The sequence below is a fragment of the Psychrobacter sp. UBA3068 genome, from assembly GCF_002366815.1.
Lineage (GTDB): Bacteria > Pseudomonadota > Gammaproteobacteria > Pseudomonadales > Moraxellaceae > Psychrobacter > Psychrobacter namhaensis.
Genome location: NZ_DFBY01000032.1, coordinates 55127 through 73694, shown reverse-complemented (window position 1 = coordinate 73694; position 18568 = coordinate 55127). Strand labels below are relative to the sequence as shown.

The window sequence follows — 18568 nt, the reverse complement described above, 5'->3', positions numbered from 1 at the left end:
TTTATCAAAAGGAATTTACCATGAGCATGGTCATCTCTCGTTATTTAAATTGCCGTGAAAACCGCTTACCTACCTTACAATCGCAGCATCTGTTTGCACTCACCAAAGAAGTGCGTATTGAACATGAAGGTGAAGAGTATCGTCTACGTTTAACACGTAATAATCGCTTGATTTTGACTAAATAAGTAGAAAATAACGTCAGCACTCTTATAAAAAAACGCCTTCATTAAAAGGCGTTTTTTTATTGGAAACCAGTTATGAGCGGCGCATTTAATCTCTCAATTCTAGGTGTCGTCAATATCTAGGTATATCTTTTAAAACTGCCAACTATAGACCACATCCACTGCGTTTTCTGCCGCTGACGTGGCTTCAATGTAGATGCGGCGTGTCAGCTGATAGCGAATAGAGAGGCTGTTCTGCGCGTTAAAAACGCCCACGCCATAGCGAATATATAAGTCAGGACTCACGTAACCTGTGACATTGACATTGGTATCTTCGCTACCCCCTGAGGCATCCACCGTTAAACTCTGAAAGCCAAAAGCTTGACCGATTTGATTGGTTAGATTGCGCGTGCCACTCAGACCAAAGCTCAGTCCAGCTGCCGCTAAGTTATTGGTGACCTGCGACTTAAAGCCCTGCTCACTAATTTGTGTGGCGCTTCTGTTATTGATTCGCCCTGTAACTAGCGCATTCATGGCTTGCTGTTGAGTCAGGCCTGCATTATTAAAGACCGTGATATTTGGATTTTCGGTACTGCCCTTGACACGCACGCCTACGGTTTTGCCATCGATCGTTTTAACCGCTTCAATACTCAAGTTAGGCTTCATGACATCGCCGTTGAAGCGTACTTGCCCGTAGTTAAGCTCTAGATTCTGACCAAAGGCGTTGATATTGGTGCGACGTGATACCTGTACCACCCCTTTCGCCCGCATGACACCCGTTCCATTTTGAGTAACATTAATCGCTCCTGCTAACGGAATCACTGCCCCAAAACCACGGAAGTTTATGTTGTCACCCAAGTCGACACCAATGTCTGCATTGATGGACCAAGGTTTTGAGACCGCCAATACCTCATCAATATTACCAATCAGACGACGATCAAGCACGACTGCATCTTCAGTTTGCGTGATAATATCTTCACTGGCTTCTGGTGGACGAATGGTTGCTGAAGGCACACTCACGGCGCCTTTGATACTGACGTAACGGTCAGTTGGACGTATGATGATATCGATATCAGGATTAATCTCCGCGACTAATAATGGCGGCTGCGTGATCACCAAGCGCTCACCAACCACGCTAAGCTTGGCCTGTAACTTTTGTTGCCAGTTCACGGTGCCCTTCAGTGTGCCTGTACCTGTACCACTGTCAAAGCTTCCATCAATGGTCGCCTGTGTACCACGAATTTTAGCTTCCGTATTCACATTGGTTAAATTCACTGGTAGATCAAGCATCGCGATACGGCCATCAACGAGCTTCACATTCCCGTAGAACTGCGGCTTGTCTAATGTCCCGCCCAGTCCACCTGCCATGGTGACATTACCTTCTAGCACTCGCATACCTGGAAAGAAAGGCTTAAATATCGCTAGATTAAGCTCATTTAGCACCAACGCACCTGAAATTGGCTTCGGGGTCTTATAAGGATCAACGACCACTTCAGCATAACCACGAGCACCGCGACCCGTATTGATGTCTGTACGCAGCTTGATACCCTCAGGAACTGACATGGCAATGAGTGACACACGCTTATACGGCAAGGTCACAGGCGCGCTATCGCCATCTTGGATCAAACCAATTTTGCCATTATCCGAGTATAACGTCATATTGATGGTTGGTGGACGTCCCGCTTGCCAGCCCACAATAGCTTTACCATTAATCTTGCCGTGCCAATCGATGTCTTTGGGTAAAAAAACCGAGAACAATGACGTATCCAGATTTTGCACGGCAATATTGATATCGCCTTTATCGGGTGACGCAATTAAGTTTTCGCGTAAGCACAGCTTGCCGGATTGGTCAGTTGCCTGCCAACAATGTGCCGCCAGCTGTACCTTTAAGTCACTATTATTGCCACTTTGGTTATTAGGTAAATTTACAATCAACTGCGCAGGCTGCAACTGTTTTAAGGTCGCGTACTGGGATTCAATACGGCCCTTGCCAATCACACCCGACCAAATAAGCTGGTCTCGGTTAAAGCCACCTTTCAGCCGTGCGCTAATATCGAGCTGCTCATTGGCAACGTTAAGATCGACCACATGTGCCTGTTCAGTACCATTAAAGACGGCTTCCACACTTTCAAAACTTTGCCCTGCCGCATCTAAGCCTTCAGCGGTGACGATGAGCTGACTTGGACTGTTTGCCAAATTGACCAGTTTGCCGCGCACACGGCCCTGTCGCAAAATAAAACCTGGCAACGCAATACGCTCACCGACCAAATCGATATAAATGGTTGGTAATGCCTGTCCGGCTGGTTGCGTTAAGGTCGCGCCGCCCGTTACTTTACCCGCCAGTTTGTCTGAGAGTTGATCCAGACTGGTGATATTGATTTTGGTTTGTAATTGTCTGGCATTGCCATTGGCTGTTATATAATTATCACCCCAACGCAGCACGAGATTGTCAGCGTTCAAACTGTCGATTAAGGCATTCACTTGCTTATACTGCGCCTGCGCATCTTGCGTTTGGAGACGTTTAAAGTAGCTTGCTAAGTCTTTTGGCAAACGCAGTTTCGCCGCCAAACTGCCTTTCGCGCTAAGCGGTTGACCTTTTAACCTACCACTTAGGTTAATCTGCTCAATATTAATAACTTGCTGCGAGTCAGTCCAGCGTCCATTCGTACTAATGGTCCCAGTGATAAGGCTTGGCGTGTCTTTTAGGAAATATCCTACATTGAAACGATCCATCACGGCATTGATATCCCAAGCAATGCCTTGGCTCACATCAACGGTTCCTTTGGCATTAATACTGCCCGCCGCGCCTACATGACTAAAACGGTTGATACGAAACAGCTGAGCGTCACCACTGGCATCAATAATTAACTCACCTGCTGGTAGTTCTTCCGCGTCTAACACCCCATCGAAGTTGACCGAAAAACGTTGCAGCTTGCCTGCCGTATTGGTACTGTCTTTAGGCGGCGTTTGCCACTCACCGCTGGTCTGTAGGTCACCTGTGATAATCGCTGAGTTATTGGGTAAAAAATAACCCAAATTAAACGTCTCAAAGCGACCATCGACACGCCAACCGATGTTTTTACGCAAATCGATGACACCCTTCGCACTCACTGCGCCAGCCTCACCGTTGTAATTAAATTTACGAATACTGATAAGCTTTGGCGTACCAGCGGCATCGATCGAAAGCTGTCCTTTTGGCACCTCCGCTGTATCAATCTGACCATCGAAACGCGCGTCAAACACAGACAGCTCACCACCAATCATGTTGACGCTGGCATCACCGCTACCAGTAATACCGATCGTGCGGCTATCTTGCGTGTCATCAAGTTGCGCCTGCAAATCCGTTTCACTCAAAGTAACAATATGACGCTGACCGCTCACCCCATTCTTGGTAATGTTTAGCAAACGACCACGAGCGCTGACCCTTCCCGTTAAACGCTCAAGCGGTAAGTCACTGCGATATTGTTTGGGAAGTAAGCCATCGGTACGAGCGTCAATTTGCCAAGTCAGCGGCCGCTGTTTATTCGCCAGTTGAATCTGCCCAGTTCCCGTCAAGTTCCCGACGATTCCTTCGTAATCTAGGCGATTAATATCGATGGTGTCACCGTTTTTACGCACGCGTACGTCATAGTTACCTTTGGGTGCCGCGTTAAGCTCATTAATAACCGCATTGGCATCGACAGATAGCCGTGAACCACGAACGATGACCTCCGCTTGTCCGCGCGGACTGTCAATATTGCCAACATTCGGCACATTTTGGCGGACAAGGTTTTGCCATCTCGCATCAATGTACCAAGGTGCCACCTGCGTAGATTTCGCTGATGTTTTACCACGAACAATATTGGCATTAACCTGTTCGCCATCACGTTGACGTAAGGCTACATCCATCTCTATGTTACCAGCGCTGTTTTGTTGCTGATAATGAACAGACAGTCTGCCATTGAGTTTTTGCGGGGCGTACGCTTTAAAATCCGCGTACTGATCAGGAATAGCGCGGCGAATATCAAAATTACTACCAGTCGCTCGTACCTTTGCATCAAAGCTATTGTTCCAGTCTAAAATCCCCTGCAGTATCAAGTTTCCAGCGGGAACCTCTGCCTCTAAACGATCGACGCGTAACTGACTGTTTGCAATGATACCGCGACCTTGATAATGACCGGATGGAATATTATCCTTGGCGGTCAGTTCGGTGTTGATACGCAGACGTATCTCAGAGATCACCCCTGCTGCCGTCGCAGTACCGCTCTTTAGATGGATATTTTGACTGTCGGCATAAGGAATCAAAATATCATCCCATTGCAATTTGGCCTGAAACGGCGAGTCATCACTCAACCCTTGCACGACGAACTCACCGCTGACATCGCTGTCATTGTAGCGACTACGCACTTTACCGACTGTGCGTTTTAATGTTCCTGTTGCGGTGATATTTAGCGGGTCAATGTAGGCTTTTTCTAGCGCACTGACCTCGGCAATTGCGCTCAAGTCCAGTGGATAATCACCTTGTAAATCAATCTCGCCTTGTAAGGCATTGATTTTGACGATATCGGCATACTGTAAATCGCCACGACCCACCGTCACGGTACTACCGACCCACGTCAAGTCACGAGCAGCAATATCATGGACAACGATCGCCTCTTTAGTCACTTGCTTATAAATAATTTTTTTAATCTTAGCCTGGTCAAAACGCAGGTTGACTGGCAATTGCAAGGTTCTATAATCGTACGGCTCACCCGTTGGTGGCTTGGTATTGAGGATTTCAATGGTTTGTATGTCAGCATCACGCAAATGTACTTCTTTGGCAAAGATAGCGCGCCAGCCTACTTTGACATAGGCTTTATCAACCAATACCTCAAGATCTTCGGTCGCCTTAATATCAATGTCGGTAACCCAAATACCATCACGTAAGTTACCGCGGCCATATTTAAACTCAATACCCGTCTCAGCACTGATTTTCTCTAATATAAATTTAGTACCGGACTCTGTACCCATCGCATAGAAGAACACGGCAAACATAATCGCCAGTACGATTGTGACCAGTACTAGCAGCTTGAGTAAAAACGACAAAGGATACCAACGTCTGACTGCACGAGCGTCGCGCTGTGCTGGATCTTCATCTGGTGCGTTATTAGGCGGGGTATTTTTTGTCAGCATGACACTCAACTACGTTAAAGAATGATGACCAGCAATCGGCACGATAGATAATAAACAAAACAAACTACACGACTGAATTAAAGAACTACAAAGGCGAACCAATAAAGAAATGTAGTCTAACGGGAATACTGTCTTCTGTCACACCAGCAGCCACATCGACTCGCACGACACCGACAGGCGATGCCCAGCGAACACCAACGCCAACGCCAACTTTTGTTTCAGTTTCGAAATCTTTGTCGTAAGCATTGCCCACATCGGTGAAGAATGCCCCGCGAAAACCCGGTCTAAATTCATAGTTGTACTCGGCACTACCAACGGCGAGGACCTGCCCACCAGTGAGATACCCTTTATCTAGTGGTGATAAGCTTTCATAGTCATAACCGCGGATACTTTGATCCCCGCCTGCAAAGAAACGCAACTTGTAAGGCACGTCATAAAAATCATCGGCCCAAATGTAACCTGCATTCACACTGCCCAATACTTGATGTTTTTTGTCCTCACCAAAGCTATAAATACCACTCACACCCGCGCGAACGATTGCCAAGTCAGTGTCGCTAAGAGCCTTATCGGCACCGGCTTCAATGGCATAGTACTGACGTATCCCGCGAGTGGGGTTAGTCGCACTATCCACATCGGTTTTATTTATACCGTAACCAAATAGCAGCGCTTGCTGTTTGGGCTTGGAGGAGGTAAAGCGTATAGGCAAATCATCTAACTCCGTCTCATCGACGCCCGTTTCCAGTTCATCCAAACGATAACGTACAGAGTAGCTGCGATTCCAACCACTTTCACGGCGTATATTACGTGCCAAGGCTGCTTTTAAGGTACTGGTAGACAAATCAAAGTTACCTTCGCCTTGATCGATCACTTCTTCTTCATAGGTCAGACGCCCTTCTAATGTATCATTAAGCGGATGCTTCCAAGGACGACTGGCGTAGACGGTGACATTTTTAGTAATTCTTGAGACTTCGGTTTCTGCCCCTGCTTGATAACCTTGACGATTGAGCAGATTATAATCTATCTTCGCAGTGGCTCGTACACCCGTATCTGTACCATAACCAAGACCAACTTGGGCATCACGTGGCTTACTGGACGATACAAAGACATACAGCGGTACTTTTTTGCTCTCTGCTACTTCTTGCGGGGTTTTACGTCCTGCCAGCGTTGGTGGTACAAAGTTTTCATCAGCAAGGATACTTTCTTCGTCGGGGAATATTTTTTGAGCGATGTTACTGATTGAGTCGCTAATTTTGCCTAAAAGATTATCCGCCTCTTGGTCTTTTTCATCCAATACCCGATCATTTGGCAAGTTGCTTAAGCGTTCTGCCTTTTGTCTAATGGCTTGCAGTTTATCAAGCGTTTCTTCATCAGCCTCAAACTCGATAGCGGCAATATCGGCGGCATTGACTGTCTCTGTGTTATTGGTATCAAGACTGCTTTCACCTTCTGCAACAACCTCGTCACTATTGGTATTGTCACTCGTACTGTCTTGTCTGCTGTTACGACGATCATTGATTGCTGCTAAGCTTTCGTCCTCGTTACTGCCAGTCGTGTCTGTCACGCCAGCGTTATTGATATCATCATCTAGCTCGTTATTGCTTATGGCAGGGGCGTTATCAAAATCCAATGTACTGGCTTCACTGCGCTCATCTGGCGGTAATATCGACTCAACGTTGACCGTATTAAAGTAACGCGTCGCGGACAAATCATTGCTAAACTTGGTAACAGCGGGACGATAAAAAGGATCGCCTGGCTCAAAGTCAAATAACTGCTGTAGTAGCGATAGCTCAACGGGCAGCTTATCAGGGTCTTGAGTCAGTGTGTTTGTTTCTTCGTCATAAGTAAAGAAGACAACCTCATCAAATTCATAGCGATCGCCGGTGTTATAGACCAAAGAGACATCCGCTGTGTTGTCTGGCAAGATAATATCAACGGATTTGTTGAGCCAATATTCATCGAAATAACCGTACGTGTTGCTCAGTGACTCAAGCGCAGCTTTACTGTTTTTGTAGACACGGTGATTAAAGATATCGCCTTCTTGTGGCGGTAACGTTTCTTCCAATGTGACAAACTCTTCTTGCTCACTGCCTTCACCGCGAATGTCAACAATACGGCTATCCACACGGACAGGCTCGCCCAGCTCTTCAATAATGACGTCAATCGTGTCCCGATTAGGCTGGCGTAGACGTAACGTCACATCATAATAACCCACGGCTTTGGCAGCATCTAACGCTGTTTCACGTAACCGCGGCAAAGCAGCCGTAAAGTCAACGACCGATTGAACCGTCGTATCATCAAGTGCCGCTTTAATGTTTTTCATGGGCTGAACGTCATTATCTGCCTTAATTAAATTTGGCTGACCACTGACCGTTCCTGCAGACGCCTCTTGCTGTAAATAAACCGTGGTTTCTACGTGCGGCAGCGCCATCGCACCCCCATTAAACAAGCGGTTATAGAGGCGTTTGACGATATTACTACTATTACGAGCGAGTGGCTTCGGCTTACTCGCTTGTTCGAGGCTTTGATTGACGGCCTGAGTTTCGGTTTGATAATCGGGCAAATAATCATCAGGATTGATGACGTCTGACGGCGTATCGTCCTCAGTACTGGCATTCGCTACCATCTCACCACTGTTGTCACCTGCGTCATCCACACGGCCACTACTGACAGCGTCGCTCACATTAATCGGGCGCGACATAATCTCAGCAGTTTCGGCGTCTGTCTCATTCCTACCTAAGGTATCAAGATTGCTAGGAGCAGGCAGATTGGTGGCGTCTAGCTCCACATCCAAGCCAATTGGCGGCGTCGCATCATTTAGCGTCGCGATAGGCGTATCAAAATCGCTATCGTTAGGTACATTACCGATGTTATTGATATCTTGAGCATTCTGTAGATCCATGGCAGCCAGCTCACGATCAATCTGCTCGGGCGTCATCATCTGATAGCCCTGCTGCTGAACCGCTGCCGCTTGTTGTGACAAATCCTCATTGATACTACTAGGAAAATTCAGCTGAGCACTATTTGGACTATTGATATCTTCACTGGTATCAAATTCATCTTTGGCATTTGCTTGAGACGGCGCTAGGTTCTGAGATGGCGTGTCTGATTTTTTAATCCCTAGGCTTTGTTCACTATAGTCATCCAATACGGACTGCTCAATAATGCCTTGCTCTACTGCTTTTTTTAGGTGGAGTGCGTCCAGCGCCCTATCAAGCTGGGTATCATCATCCATAAGCGAGGTTGATGGGTTAGCTACTATTTGATTAGGCGCTACCTGATTTGTCATAGATTGATCAGGAGTATTGCCACTGTTAGTAGTATCAGCCAACGCCGCGGGGGCAATGCCAAAACCTACTAAGCTGGTGGCTAAAGCCGTAAAAAGCGCTGAGCGGGTAAAATGAGTGCGCGGGGCGGTAGTACGAGTGTGGCTTTCACTCTGTACGCTATTAGTATTGCGCTGCTGAACCGATATGTTGCTCGCTAGAGTTGAAGGCTGGTTTTTCATGTTGATGTCCTATCACCTCACGCGGCACAATACATGGACGATAGCTATCGCCAAGTCTTACCGGTGAATAAACTTATAGCAGTTGACTAAAATTATGGGTTGTGACTTTATGGGGCGTAACGTTGCTTGGATAAGGGCATCAGTAGCACAGATTTTCGCGCTCTATTTAGAGGCGCGCAGACTGCCAGACTTGAGTGATAGCAGCCCTTCGCCACCGCACAGACCTTATGACGCAACCACTTAAAATTTACAAATCATAACTTAGTTAATTATGAAATCATAGCATCGGCCGCATGTATTTTTACCTAAGCCTTGCTATTATACGGCTTAACAGTGATAAAACCTACGGTATATTTCGATAAGTTTTTGATACTGTTGATAATTCACTTTACCTTAACAGCCGTACTAGGCGCTCTTCTTTACGCTACCAGCCGCCACTCATCTGTAGGAATTTTCATGGCCAACCAGTTTCAGTTATTTAAGCACCGCCGTTTTAGTGCCATGTTTTTTACCCAGTTTTTGGGTGCGTTTAATGACAACGTTTTTAAGCAAGCACTCATTTTGGTGTTGACTTACACTGCTGCCAGTCAGCTGGGTATGGAAGTTAGCATTTTAAACAACTTAGCTGCGATGTTGTTCATATTGCCCTATTTTTTGTTTTCGGCATTAGCAGGTCAAATTGCTGATAAGTTTGAAAAGTCGAAGCTAACGCAATTTATCAAGTTGCTTGAACTAATCATTATGGCAATCGCCGCGGTTGGCTTCGTCTTTGAATGGTATGGACTACTATTTGTAGCACTGTTTTTAATGGGTACGCACTCGACCTTTTTTGGTCCAATAAAATATGCTTACTTGCCGCAAGCCATGAAAGAAGACGAGCTGGTTGGAGCGAATGGTTTGTTTCAAATGGGCACCTCCCTCGCCATCCTCCTCGGGATGATCATCGCGGGTGTTTTAACCCAGTTGTCGCAATCATTATATTGGATCAGTGCGACTGTGTTGATCATCGCGGTTTTGGGCTATTTAGCGGCGCGTTACATTCCTATGATGCCAGCGGTGCAGCCTCACCTAAAAATCAACTGGAATATCATCACCACCAGTCTCACTACCATACGCTACTTGTACTCTCTGCCTTTTTTATTCTTTGTCATCCTTGGCAATAGCTGGTTTTGGTTTTATGGCGCGACGTTTTTGACGCAAACGCCTGAATTTAGCAAAGTCATCTTACATGGTGATGAATCAGTGGTTATTTTTCTACTGACCTTATTTTCTGTTGGCGTATCAATTGGCTCTTTGTTGTGTAAATCATTGACCAAAAACCAAGTCAGCCTACGTCTACTACCTTTTGGTATTGCCGGATTGAGCATCTTTGCGATTGATTTGTATTTTTCCCTATCAGGTCTCAACATTGACGTGAGTAACGCCACACTACTCGGAGTCGGTGAGCTGTTTGCGATGAATAGTAGCTGGCGTGTTTTTGCTGACTTGTTCTTTTTAGGATTTAGTGGCGGTTTGTACATTGTGCCTTTGTATGCCTCTATGCAGGCGTATGCGCCTAGGAGCCATCGCGCCCGTATCGTTGGTGCCAATAACATTTTCAATGCGATATTTATGGTCACCTCAGCGATTTTTGCCATTGTTGTGCTAAATACGTTAGGGTTAACCCTACCGCAGCTATTTTTAGTCACAGGCGTGCTTAATCTCGCCTTTGGCGCTTTTTTATATACCAAGCTCCATAAACATGTTAAAAATGCCGTTATGCAAACGCATGACGACATCGTTCCATAGTTTAAATAGCTAAAAGTGCGCCATTGAGCCACGAATATTGGTGCTGATAATTTAGATTATTTGCTATAGTAATGTGTGTGAGGCAATGACAATAATTGCTTTGCAGTAGTCTCTATCCTTATTTTATTAAGCGTACTCAACCCCATCAGGAGTGAATTATGGCCCTGCGTCCTTTATCCAAAATCGACCAATTGTTGCTTGGGGTCGATAAGGCATTACGAGCTGTCGTGCCACATTCAAACCCCAGCACTCGCCCCCTTCCCGTGACTAGTGACGAGATTCCTGAGCTTACCATTACGCAGGCACGTCATGTCGCAGGTTTGATGCGGATCAATCACACTGGCGAAGTATGTGCGCAAGGCCTCTATCATGGGCAGGCATTTGCTGCCAAGGACAATGGCGTTAAGCAAGCCATGCAACAGTCCGCCAAAGAAGAGGTCGATCATTTGGTGTGGTGTGAGACGCGTTTAGATGAGCTTGGCAGCCACGCCAGTGTCTTTACGCCTTTATGGTATGGCATGTCCTTTGGCCTGGGTGCGGTAGCGGGTGCTATCTCTAATGAGTTTAGTTTGGGTTTCGTCGCAGAGACAGAAGCCCAGGTCAGCGAGCATTTGCAAGATCACATCAAACAGCTACCTGAACACGATCAACGCTCAAAAGAAATACTGGCGCAAATGGATGTCGAAGAGTTGCATCATCGTGAGCTGGCACTTGCAAGTGGCGGTGCTGCATTGTCACCACCTGTCCGTCAGACCATGCGCTGGATGGCCAACCGCATGAAGGCCACCGCTTACCATTTATAATGGCTGATTTTGCAGTAGTGAGTTTTATTATAGCCATTATGTTAGCTGTGTTACTCATACTGTTGAGACTCATAACTTCGCTTAAGGTTTCCTATTAACAATCCTACTACTGATGGCATTAAGCTTAATTTGCTAGGGTATTAAAAATTTGTACGATTTTGCACCATAGACATCACCGCATTACCCGTCAATTACTAAATAACGATTAAATAAGGTAACGATTTTTATGAAAGCCACTACCCAATCGATACGCTCTAGCAGCTTGTCTACTAAGGCGCCTAAGCTGGCAACTCTGACAGCACTTACGACAGCGTGTGCCATGCTACTATCAACGCCTGTCAATGCTGCTGAAGTTGATACTACAGCGACATCTGTCCCGAGTGCCATAGACTCAAGCAAGCGGGTGATTCGCCTCGCTCAACCTAACACTGCTGTTAGTACGGGGCAAACAAACACGCCAGCAATGTCACAATCAAACTCACAAGTTAATGCCGCAATCGCCAACCCTCAACAAAGCACTGCGCCACAAAGTAGTGGTCAGCCGACCCGTGCCTCTATGAGTACGGCGCAGCCACAGGCAGTTGCACCCACTGTCGCGACCCCTGAATTGACAGGGACGACTCGTGTCTATGAACCCGGTCCAATGACGGCGGCTGGCATTGATTTGCGCAGCGGACAGCTTACAAATATCCCAACGCCGCAAGTGCAACTGTCGGACGTGAGCTTTGTGCCAACGGTACTGATCCCGCAGCAAAAAGGTCTTGGCACCGATAAGCTGGATGTGAGCCTTCTTGATGATTTCATCAAAGATGTGTCCCCTAATGCCCGCCACTATCCACCAAACTTCCCTAACCGCTCTCAGCGGCACTACACACGTGAAAAAATCAAAGTGTTGGCGGAGTGGATTGAACCTTATGCGCAGTCGCCAAACGCCTCTTATGACGTGTTACTTCGTGCCGCCAAGCTTAATGGCATGGGACGTAACCTAGATTTGGGTTCAGACTATACGGTACGCGGCGGAAAGTATGTTGACCGCGCCATCAAAATTCAACCCGATAGTGCTGAAGCCAACTTTTTATATGGCATGATGTTATCAGAAGGCGGCGGCTTTAAAGAAGGTCAAAAGTACTTAGATCGTGCGGTATCTCTAGGCTACACAGAAGCCGAGCAAAGCTTGGCCCAATCAGATTTGTTAAGTGATCGTCGCGATAACGCACTAGAGCGCCTGCGTCGCCTTGAAGAAAAAAATCCAAACAATGACACTATTCGTCAGCAAATCAAACTCATCGAAGAGGGCAAATTCTATATTTGGGATATACCCGCTCCTAACATCAACGTCAAACCCACTGTCTAATGCTTACTTATTAATAATAGTGAGTGGTAGATAGTTCAAACGTAAAGGTGAGCGCCGTCGTTTTATGTTGATCACATCTCAATATAAAAAGGCGGCGCTTTTTGGTATCTGCTACAAGATGGTTAAAAGCTGCTGGATAACAACGCTTCGTCGACTCAGTTAAATAACATAGTCTAATATTGAAAGTTACGCTACACTCATTCTTGTCCTTGCTCATTTAATGAATCATACCATCATGACTACCGTTTACTGGACTGACCTATGACCTTCGCTAGCTCTATCAAACATGTGGTAACGCCCACTCATCAAAAAACCCCGTCTATCCTTTTAGTCGCGTTGATAGTAGCGACAGCGTTACTGACTGCGTGTAGTACCGTCTCAGTCAATAAACAGGCTTCTGCGAAGACCATTAGTGCCCAGCGCGGCAACATCGTCACGGAGAATAAGCTTAGCAGCGATACAGCATCAGCACTGCTATCAGCAGGCCTCAATGAGCAAGCCTGTATGCAGCAATTTGACTTATGCTTGACTCAGCTCACGGACAGTATGCTGAATAAACACTATCGACCTGCACTCGCGATTTTTGCAGAATTGCATTATACAAAAGCCCGCCAGCTTGCTGATTCGGAAAACTGCCGTAATGCGCTTGCCCGTCCCCCAATTGACCCTTATTACGCCAATGCACCACTAAGTGACAGCGCGGCTAAAACGCAGCAAGAAAACACCAGTCGTTGCTTAACCAATTATCAAGAACGGTTGTTTGATGCTGTCAAATCCAGCTATACCTATTTGTTCTATGACAGCTTGAACCATGATTTTGAAGGAGCTGACCAGCACCATAGCGACTCTCACGCGCAAAACCGCATCCCAACCGATAACGATATTCAAACCCAAGATGTTTATAATGCCGCCAGCAATGACATTATTACCCAGCTTTATAGATCAACCAATGGATCCAATAAATTAATGGGTGGCACAAAAGTAGAATATCTACCCACCACAGCCGCCAGCGTTGACGATAATAATCAAGCGGCTATTGCCAATCGTTCACCGCAAAAAGGCCAGCCGACCGACCAAGTCAAAGTCATGAAGGTACAAGTCGACGATTATGACCTCGGTATTTATTTGCCAAACGAAAACAACTACCTGCAAAATGCACGTAAGCAAATCTCTGCGTTGGCAGATTTGGTATCGACTTACGAGCTGCGTCTCTCTGGGCTTAATTCCATCAGTAAACGACCAGGCTTAGGGCTCAGTTTGGTCGCCTCATTAGACGACCGCTACACCACCACCATCCGCCAGTTATTGATATCGTCATTGTCAGGTCGATTAAACAGTGAAAAAAACAACGCCAGCACAGATGAGAGCAAGCCAAGTTCACGCATCTATCCTACTGGGCACTTGCTGTTGACTGGTCTTATTCAACCAAGCGGCGATAGTGTGCTGGATGTCCTGAGCAGTCGTCAACTCGATATCCATCTGTATAACCCCTATCAAAGTGAAAGTGTGCGCATCCTGAATAATGACTACCCACTAGCCGCTAACTTTTCTGCAGGTTACGGTTTATGGCTGTCAGAGAACCAGCTAGATGGCGTGGGCTATTTGAATTTAATCACGCGCCAGCCAGAGGAAAGGCTGCCCAAATTGTTTATGCTTGAACCCTATGACCCCAATAAGCGCGTCATTATTATGCTGCATGGCTTGGCCTCTAGTCCCGCAACTTGGGTCAATTTGACCAACGATATTCTTAATGATGATAAATTGCGGGAGAACTATCAAGTCTGGCAAATATTTTATCCAACCAATTTACCTATTTTAGAAAACCGTTATCAAATTCAACGCTTGATTAACAGCACTTACCAGCAAACTGACCCCAACGGACAAAACCGCGCTAGCAAAAACAGTGTGATTGTCAGTCACAGTATGGGCGCTATTATTGCTCGTATGATGCTGTCCGATGACAACTTGGTCGAGGACTTCGATAAGCTCGATGATCAACCCCTATTTTCTAGTAGTGAAAAACGTAGGATTCGGAACGCGCTCAAAGAAACGTTTGCCGAAGAACAGCTAAAAGAGCGTTTCGAATTAAAAGCGCTACCGCAAGTAGATACAGCTGTCTTTTTGTCTGCCCCTTTTCGTGGCACTGACTATGCAGACCGCTGGTTCACACGCGCACTGCGCCGCATTGTGTACTTGCCAGTCGGCTTGGTTAAGACGGTCACTGATAACTTAGCAACGATTGCCACACAAGGCGATTTGGCGCAAAACCCATTGGGGGCGCTATACTTACAAAATGGCGCCAGCCAACTAAGCGACAAGTCTTCTTTTATACAGTTGACGAAAGACATCACCATCAATGAACGCATTACCTATCATTCGATTATCGCCAATAACGATGCTGATATCACTAAAGGACTGGCCCAACTACAGCCTAGTGGTGCAAAAATTGACTTATCGCAAGCCACAGAAGAAGATAAAAAAGAGACTACCAATACAAGCGACACCTCAGACACAGCAAAAATTCCCGCTGAACCCCTGATCGCTGCTGTGACGGTTGATGAGAATATTAGCCAAGCGCTGACGGAACGGTTATCAGATGGTATCGTCCCTTATACTAGCGCCCATCTTGACGGAGCTGCCTCTGAGACGGTTATTAACGGTGGTCACAGTATTCAAACCAATCCACAAACGATTTTGACCTTACGTCGAATTTTACATCAGCAATTACAGGAGTAAGGTGCGCTTGGGTCACATACTAATTGGGTTACACACTAAAAAGGGGAAAAAGCGGGCTGATCGGCTCACTAAGTAAAAGCCGTTACTAAAACGGTTCACAAGCGACGCTTAGCCGTTACGTTGTAATCCCGTTAAAGCACTCCAATACCCATTGAATAAAAGGTCAGTTTTTCCTACTATTAATTCAAGCTTCTGAGGGGCTTTTAGCCTATTTAAGTCACGACCAGATATGTGACTGAGCCGTTGAGCGGCTTGCTTGCGTATCAAGGGAGGCGCATAATACGCTTATAGTAATGACAATAATATATTAATTTATAAGGATATAAGTTATTCAATCCAGCTAAACAGTTGTTAGCGTAGCCGCACTTTATCTCCAATGTTGCTGGCTATTTAACACTAAGCTATTGTCCGTAACGACGGTCACCTACCTTTGTGAGTCATTACGGACAGTTCATTAAGCGTTTTATGGAAGCCAGCGCTATTCAGCTAACAGATAAGGGTAACCGTTTATGTTCGCTACGTTTATGATTGACCAGCTTGATGCGCTGATGCTAGCGCGTATCCAATTCGCTTTTGTGATCTCATTTCATATTGTCTTTCCCGCTTTTTCTATCGGTCTTGCCAGTTGGCTCACGGTGCTTGAATTCCGTTGGTTAAGAACGGGTAAGCCTATTTACGCTGAAGTTTATAAGCAGTGGGTGAAAATATTTGCCGTGGTGTTCGGCTTGGGCGTAGTATCGGGCGTGGTCATGTCTTACCAGTTCGGTACCAACTGGGCCGTCTTCTCTGATAAAGCAGGTAACGTCTTAGGCCCACTACTGGCTTATGAAGTATTAACCGCCTTTTTCTTAGAAGCGTCGTTCTTAGGTATCATGCTGTTTGGTTGGGGACGGGTCAGCAAACGCATGCATTTTGCCTCAACAGCCATTGTCGCCATTGGCACGCTGATTTCAGGTTTTTGGATTTTATCAGCCAACAGTTTTATGCAAACGCCGCAGGGCTTTATGATAGGCGCAGACGGACTGCTCTATCCCACCAATTGGCTTGAGATTATCTTCAACCCTTCCTTCCCTTACCGCTATGCTCATATGATGACAGCAGCGTTCTTGACCACCGCTTTTGTCATTGGTGGCATCGGTGCGTATTACATTCAGTCTAAAAAACATACCGAGCACCGGCAGCATGGCCGGGTGATGCTAGGCATGGCGATGATTATGGCCATATTTGTAGCACCTGCTCAAGTATTAATTGGCGATGAGCATGGTCTAAACACCTTAGAGCATCAACCCGCTAAAGTGGCAGCGATGGAAGGCATTTGGGACGATGAACGCGGTGCTGCGCTACGCTTATTCGCGATCCCTGACCAAGAAAACCAAACCAATAAATACGAAGTTAGTATTCCCTACGTGTCCGGATTGATCTTAACCCATTCACTAGATGGCGAGGTGAAAGGTCTTAAAAATTGGGCACCCGAGGATCAACCCCCAGTTATTATTGTCTTTTGGGCGTTCCGTATTATGGTTGGTATCGGTATGTTGATGGTACTAGTGGGTTTATTCAGTCTCTATAAGTATTTTAAAAAACAACAGTTCAATCCTGACAGTGTCTGGTTTCACCGCGCGTGGATGATGATGACACCGCTTGGTTTTATCGCGTTATTGGCGGGCTGGTTTGTGACTGAGACAGGACGGCAGCCTTATACCGTTTATGGTGTGATTCGTACCGCTGAAAGTATGTCACCGCTCGCCGCACAGCAAGTTGCCACGACGCTCATCGGCTTTATTGTGTTGTATATTTTCGTGTTTGGCGCTGGCAGCTTTTATATTTTGCGCCTCATCGCACAAGGACCTAAGCCTTACGAAGATCCGGATGAAGATCATTATTATGATCATACAGTGACAGAAAGTCAGGGGCGCGCACTCAGTGGTGATAGTAGCCCGGGAGAGAGTACAAAAAAAGATATAGACACTCCTGCTAATGATGTTGATGATGGAGGGTTACGCTAATGTTTAACTACGGTGATGTATTAGACTTACCTTTGATTTGGGGCGGCCTTATCGCCCTCTCTGTCTTCATTTATGTACTACTTGACGGCTTTGATTTGGGTTGTGGTATTTTATTTCCGTTTGCAGGTTCAGATAAAAACCGTAGCCGGATGATGAACTCTATTGCCCCGTTTTGGGATGGTAACGAGACTTGGTTGGTACTTGGCGGCGGTGGTCTGTTCGCAGCCTTCCCAGTCGCTTATGGCATTATTATGACGGGCCTCTACTTACCCGTGACCGCTATGCTGTTCGGTCTTATCATGCGCGGCGTGGCGTTTGAGTTCCGTTTTAAAGCCTCTTCACGTCGACATGTATGGGACACTTTCTTTTTTGTGGGTTCAGTCATTGCTACTTTTTCCCAAGGTATTATGCTTGGAGCGCTAGTTCAAGGTCTTGAAGCAAGCAACCGTCTTTACACTGGTGGGCCATTCGACTGGTTGTCACCTTTCCCTATTGTTTGCGGCTTTGCCTTGATCATTGGTTACGCGTTACTTGGCTCTACGTGGCTCATCATAAAAACCGAACACACTTTACAAGTTTGGGCACGCAAAGTCTCAGGCTGGATGTTACTTGCTTTAGTAGTGGCAATGATCATCGTCACAGGATTTATGTATTTCTCAGACATCAATGCACTCGAAGATTGGTTTAGCTTCCCGAGTCTGTTGTATCTTGCGCCTATGCCCATTATCGTTGTGCTGCTGTTTTTCTTGATGCGTAAAGACTTAAAAACAGAGCGTGAGTATCGCCCTTTCTTATTGACTGTTGCGTTGTTTTTGATGGGTTATATCGGCGTTTGTTTTGCTATGTTCCCTTATATTGTACCGTATCAAATGACGATTTATGAGGCAGCTGCTGCGGATACCTCCCTGTCCTTTATGTTAATTGGCGCCGGTATCATGCTACCGATTATTTTGAGTTATACCGCTTTTGCCTACTATACATTCAAAGGTAAATCTGATCACAAACCCATGTATTAATCGCTCACAGCGGCACGTAACGGAGCAGCCAAAAAGTGGATACCATGA

General features: G+C 46.2%; 9 protein-coding genes. 7 read left to right on the top strand and 2 right to left on the bottom strand.

Annotated elements, in window-relative coordinates; genetic code table 11:
• The first annotated feature begins 26 nt into the window (after positions 1-26).
• On the top strand, positions 27-185 hold the full coding sequence (gene hemP, locus B2P60_RS08170) for a hemin uptake protein HemP (RefSeq protein ID WP_227672156.1): 159 nt from the start codon (positions 27-29) through the stop codon (positions 183-185).
• Positions 186-314: 129 nt separating this feature from the next.
• Here the strand turns inward: hemP and B2P60_RS08165 are convergent, their stop codons facing one another.
• Positions 315-5312 (bottom strand): translocation/assembly module TamB domain-containing protein, encoded by a 4998-nt coding sequence (locus B2P60_RS08165; RefSeq protein ID WP_286740526.1) that lies wholly within the window; start codon positions 5310-5312, stop codon positions 315-317.
• Positions 5313-5397: 85 nt separating this feature from the next.
• Positions 5398-8817: an autotransporter assembly complex protein TamA gene (locus B2P60_RS08160; protein ID WP_286740522.1), complete on the bottom strand. Its 3420-nt coding sequence runs from the start codon at positions 8815-8817 to the stop codon at positions 5398-5400.
• Positions 8818-9273: 456 nt separating this feature from the next.
• On the opposite strand from B2P60_RS08160, the gene B2P60_RS08155 reads away from it, so the two are divergent.
• The 6 genes from B2P60_RS08155 to cydB all read left to right on the top strand — a co-directional run bounded on the left by B2P60_RS08155 (position 9274) and on the right by cydB (position 18520).
• Positions 9274-10605: an MFS transporter gene (locus B2P60_RS08155; protein WP_286740520.1), complete on the top strand. Its 1332-nt coding sequence runs from the start codon at positions 9274-9276 to the stop codon at positions 10603-10605.
• 164 nt (positions 10606-10769) lie between these two features.
• A complete protein-coding gene (gene coq7, locus B2P60_RS08150; RefSeq protein WP_286740661.1) occupies positions 10770-11408 on the top strand; it encodes a 2-polyprenyl-3-methyl-6-methoxy-1,4-benzoquinone monooxygenase in 639 nt (212 codons plus the stop codon).
• Between the two features lie 226 nt (positions 11409-11634).
• Positions 11635-12762 (top strand): hypothetical protein, encoded by a 1128-nt coding sequence (locus tag B2P60_RS08145; RefSeq protein WP_286740519.1) that lies wholly within the window; start codon positions 11635-11637, stop codon positions 12760-12762.
• A 261-nt stretch (positions 12763-13023) separates the two neighbouring features.
• Positions 13024-15498 carry an esterase/lipase family protein gene (locus tag B2P60_RS08140; protein WP_286740518.1) on the top strand — a complete coding sequence of 825 codons (2475 nt, stop codon included), beginning with the start codon at positions 13024-13026 and terminating at the stop codon, positions 15496-15498.
• A 509-nt stretch (positions 15499-16007) separates the two neighbouring features.
• Complete coding sequence (locus B2P60_RS08135) at positions 16008-17504, top strand: cytochrome ubiquinol oxidase subunit I (RefSeq protein ID WP_414706638.1); 1497 nt, start codon at positions 16008-16010, stop codon at positions 17502-17504.
• Positions 17504-18520, top strand: coding sequence for a cytochrome d ubiquinol oxidase subunit II (gene cydB / locus B2P60_RS08130; RefSeq protein WP_193005781.1), 1017 nt, complete (start codon positions 17504-17506; stop codon positions 18518-18520). Before B2P60_RS08135 ends, cydB begins: the two co-directional genes overlap by 1 nt.
• Positions 18521-18568: the final 48 nt, after the last annotated feature.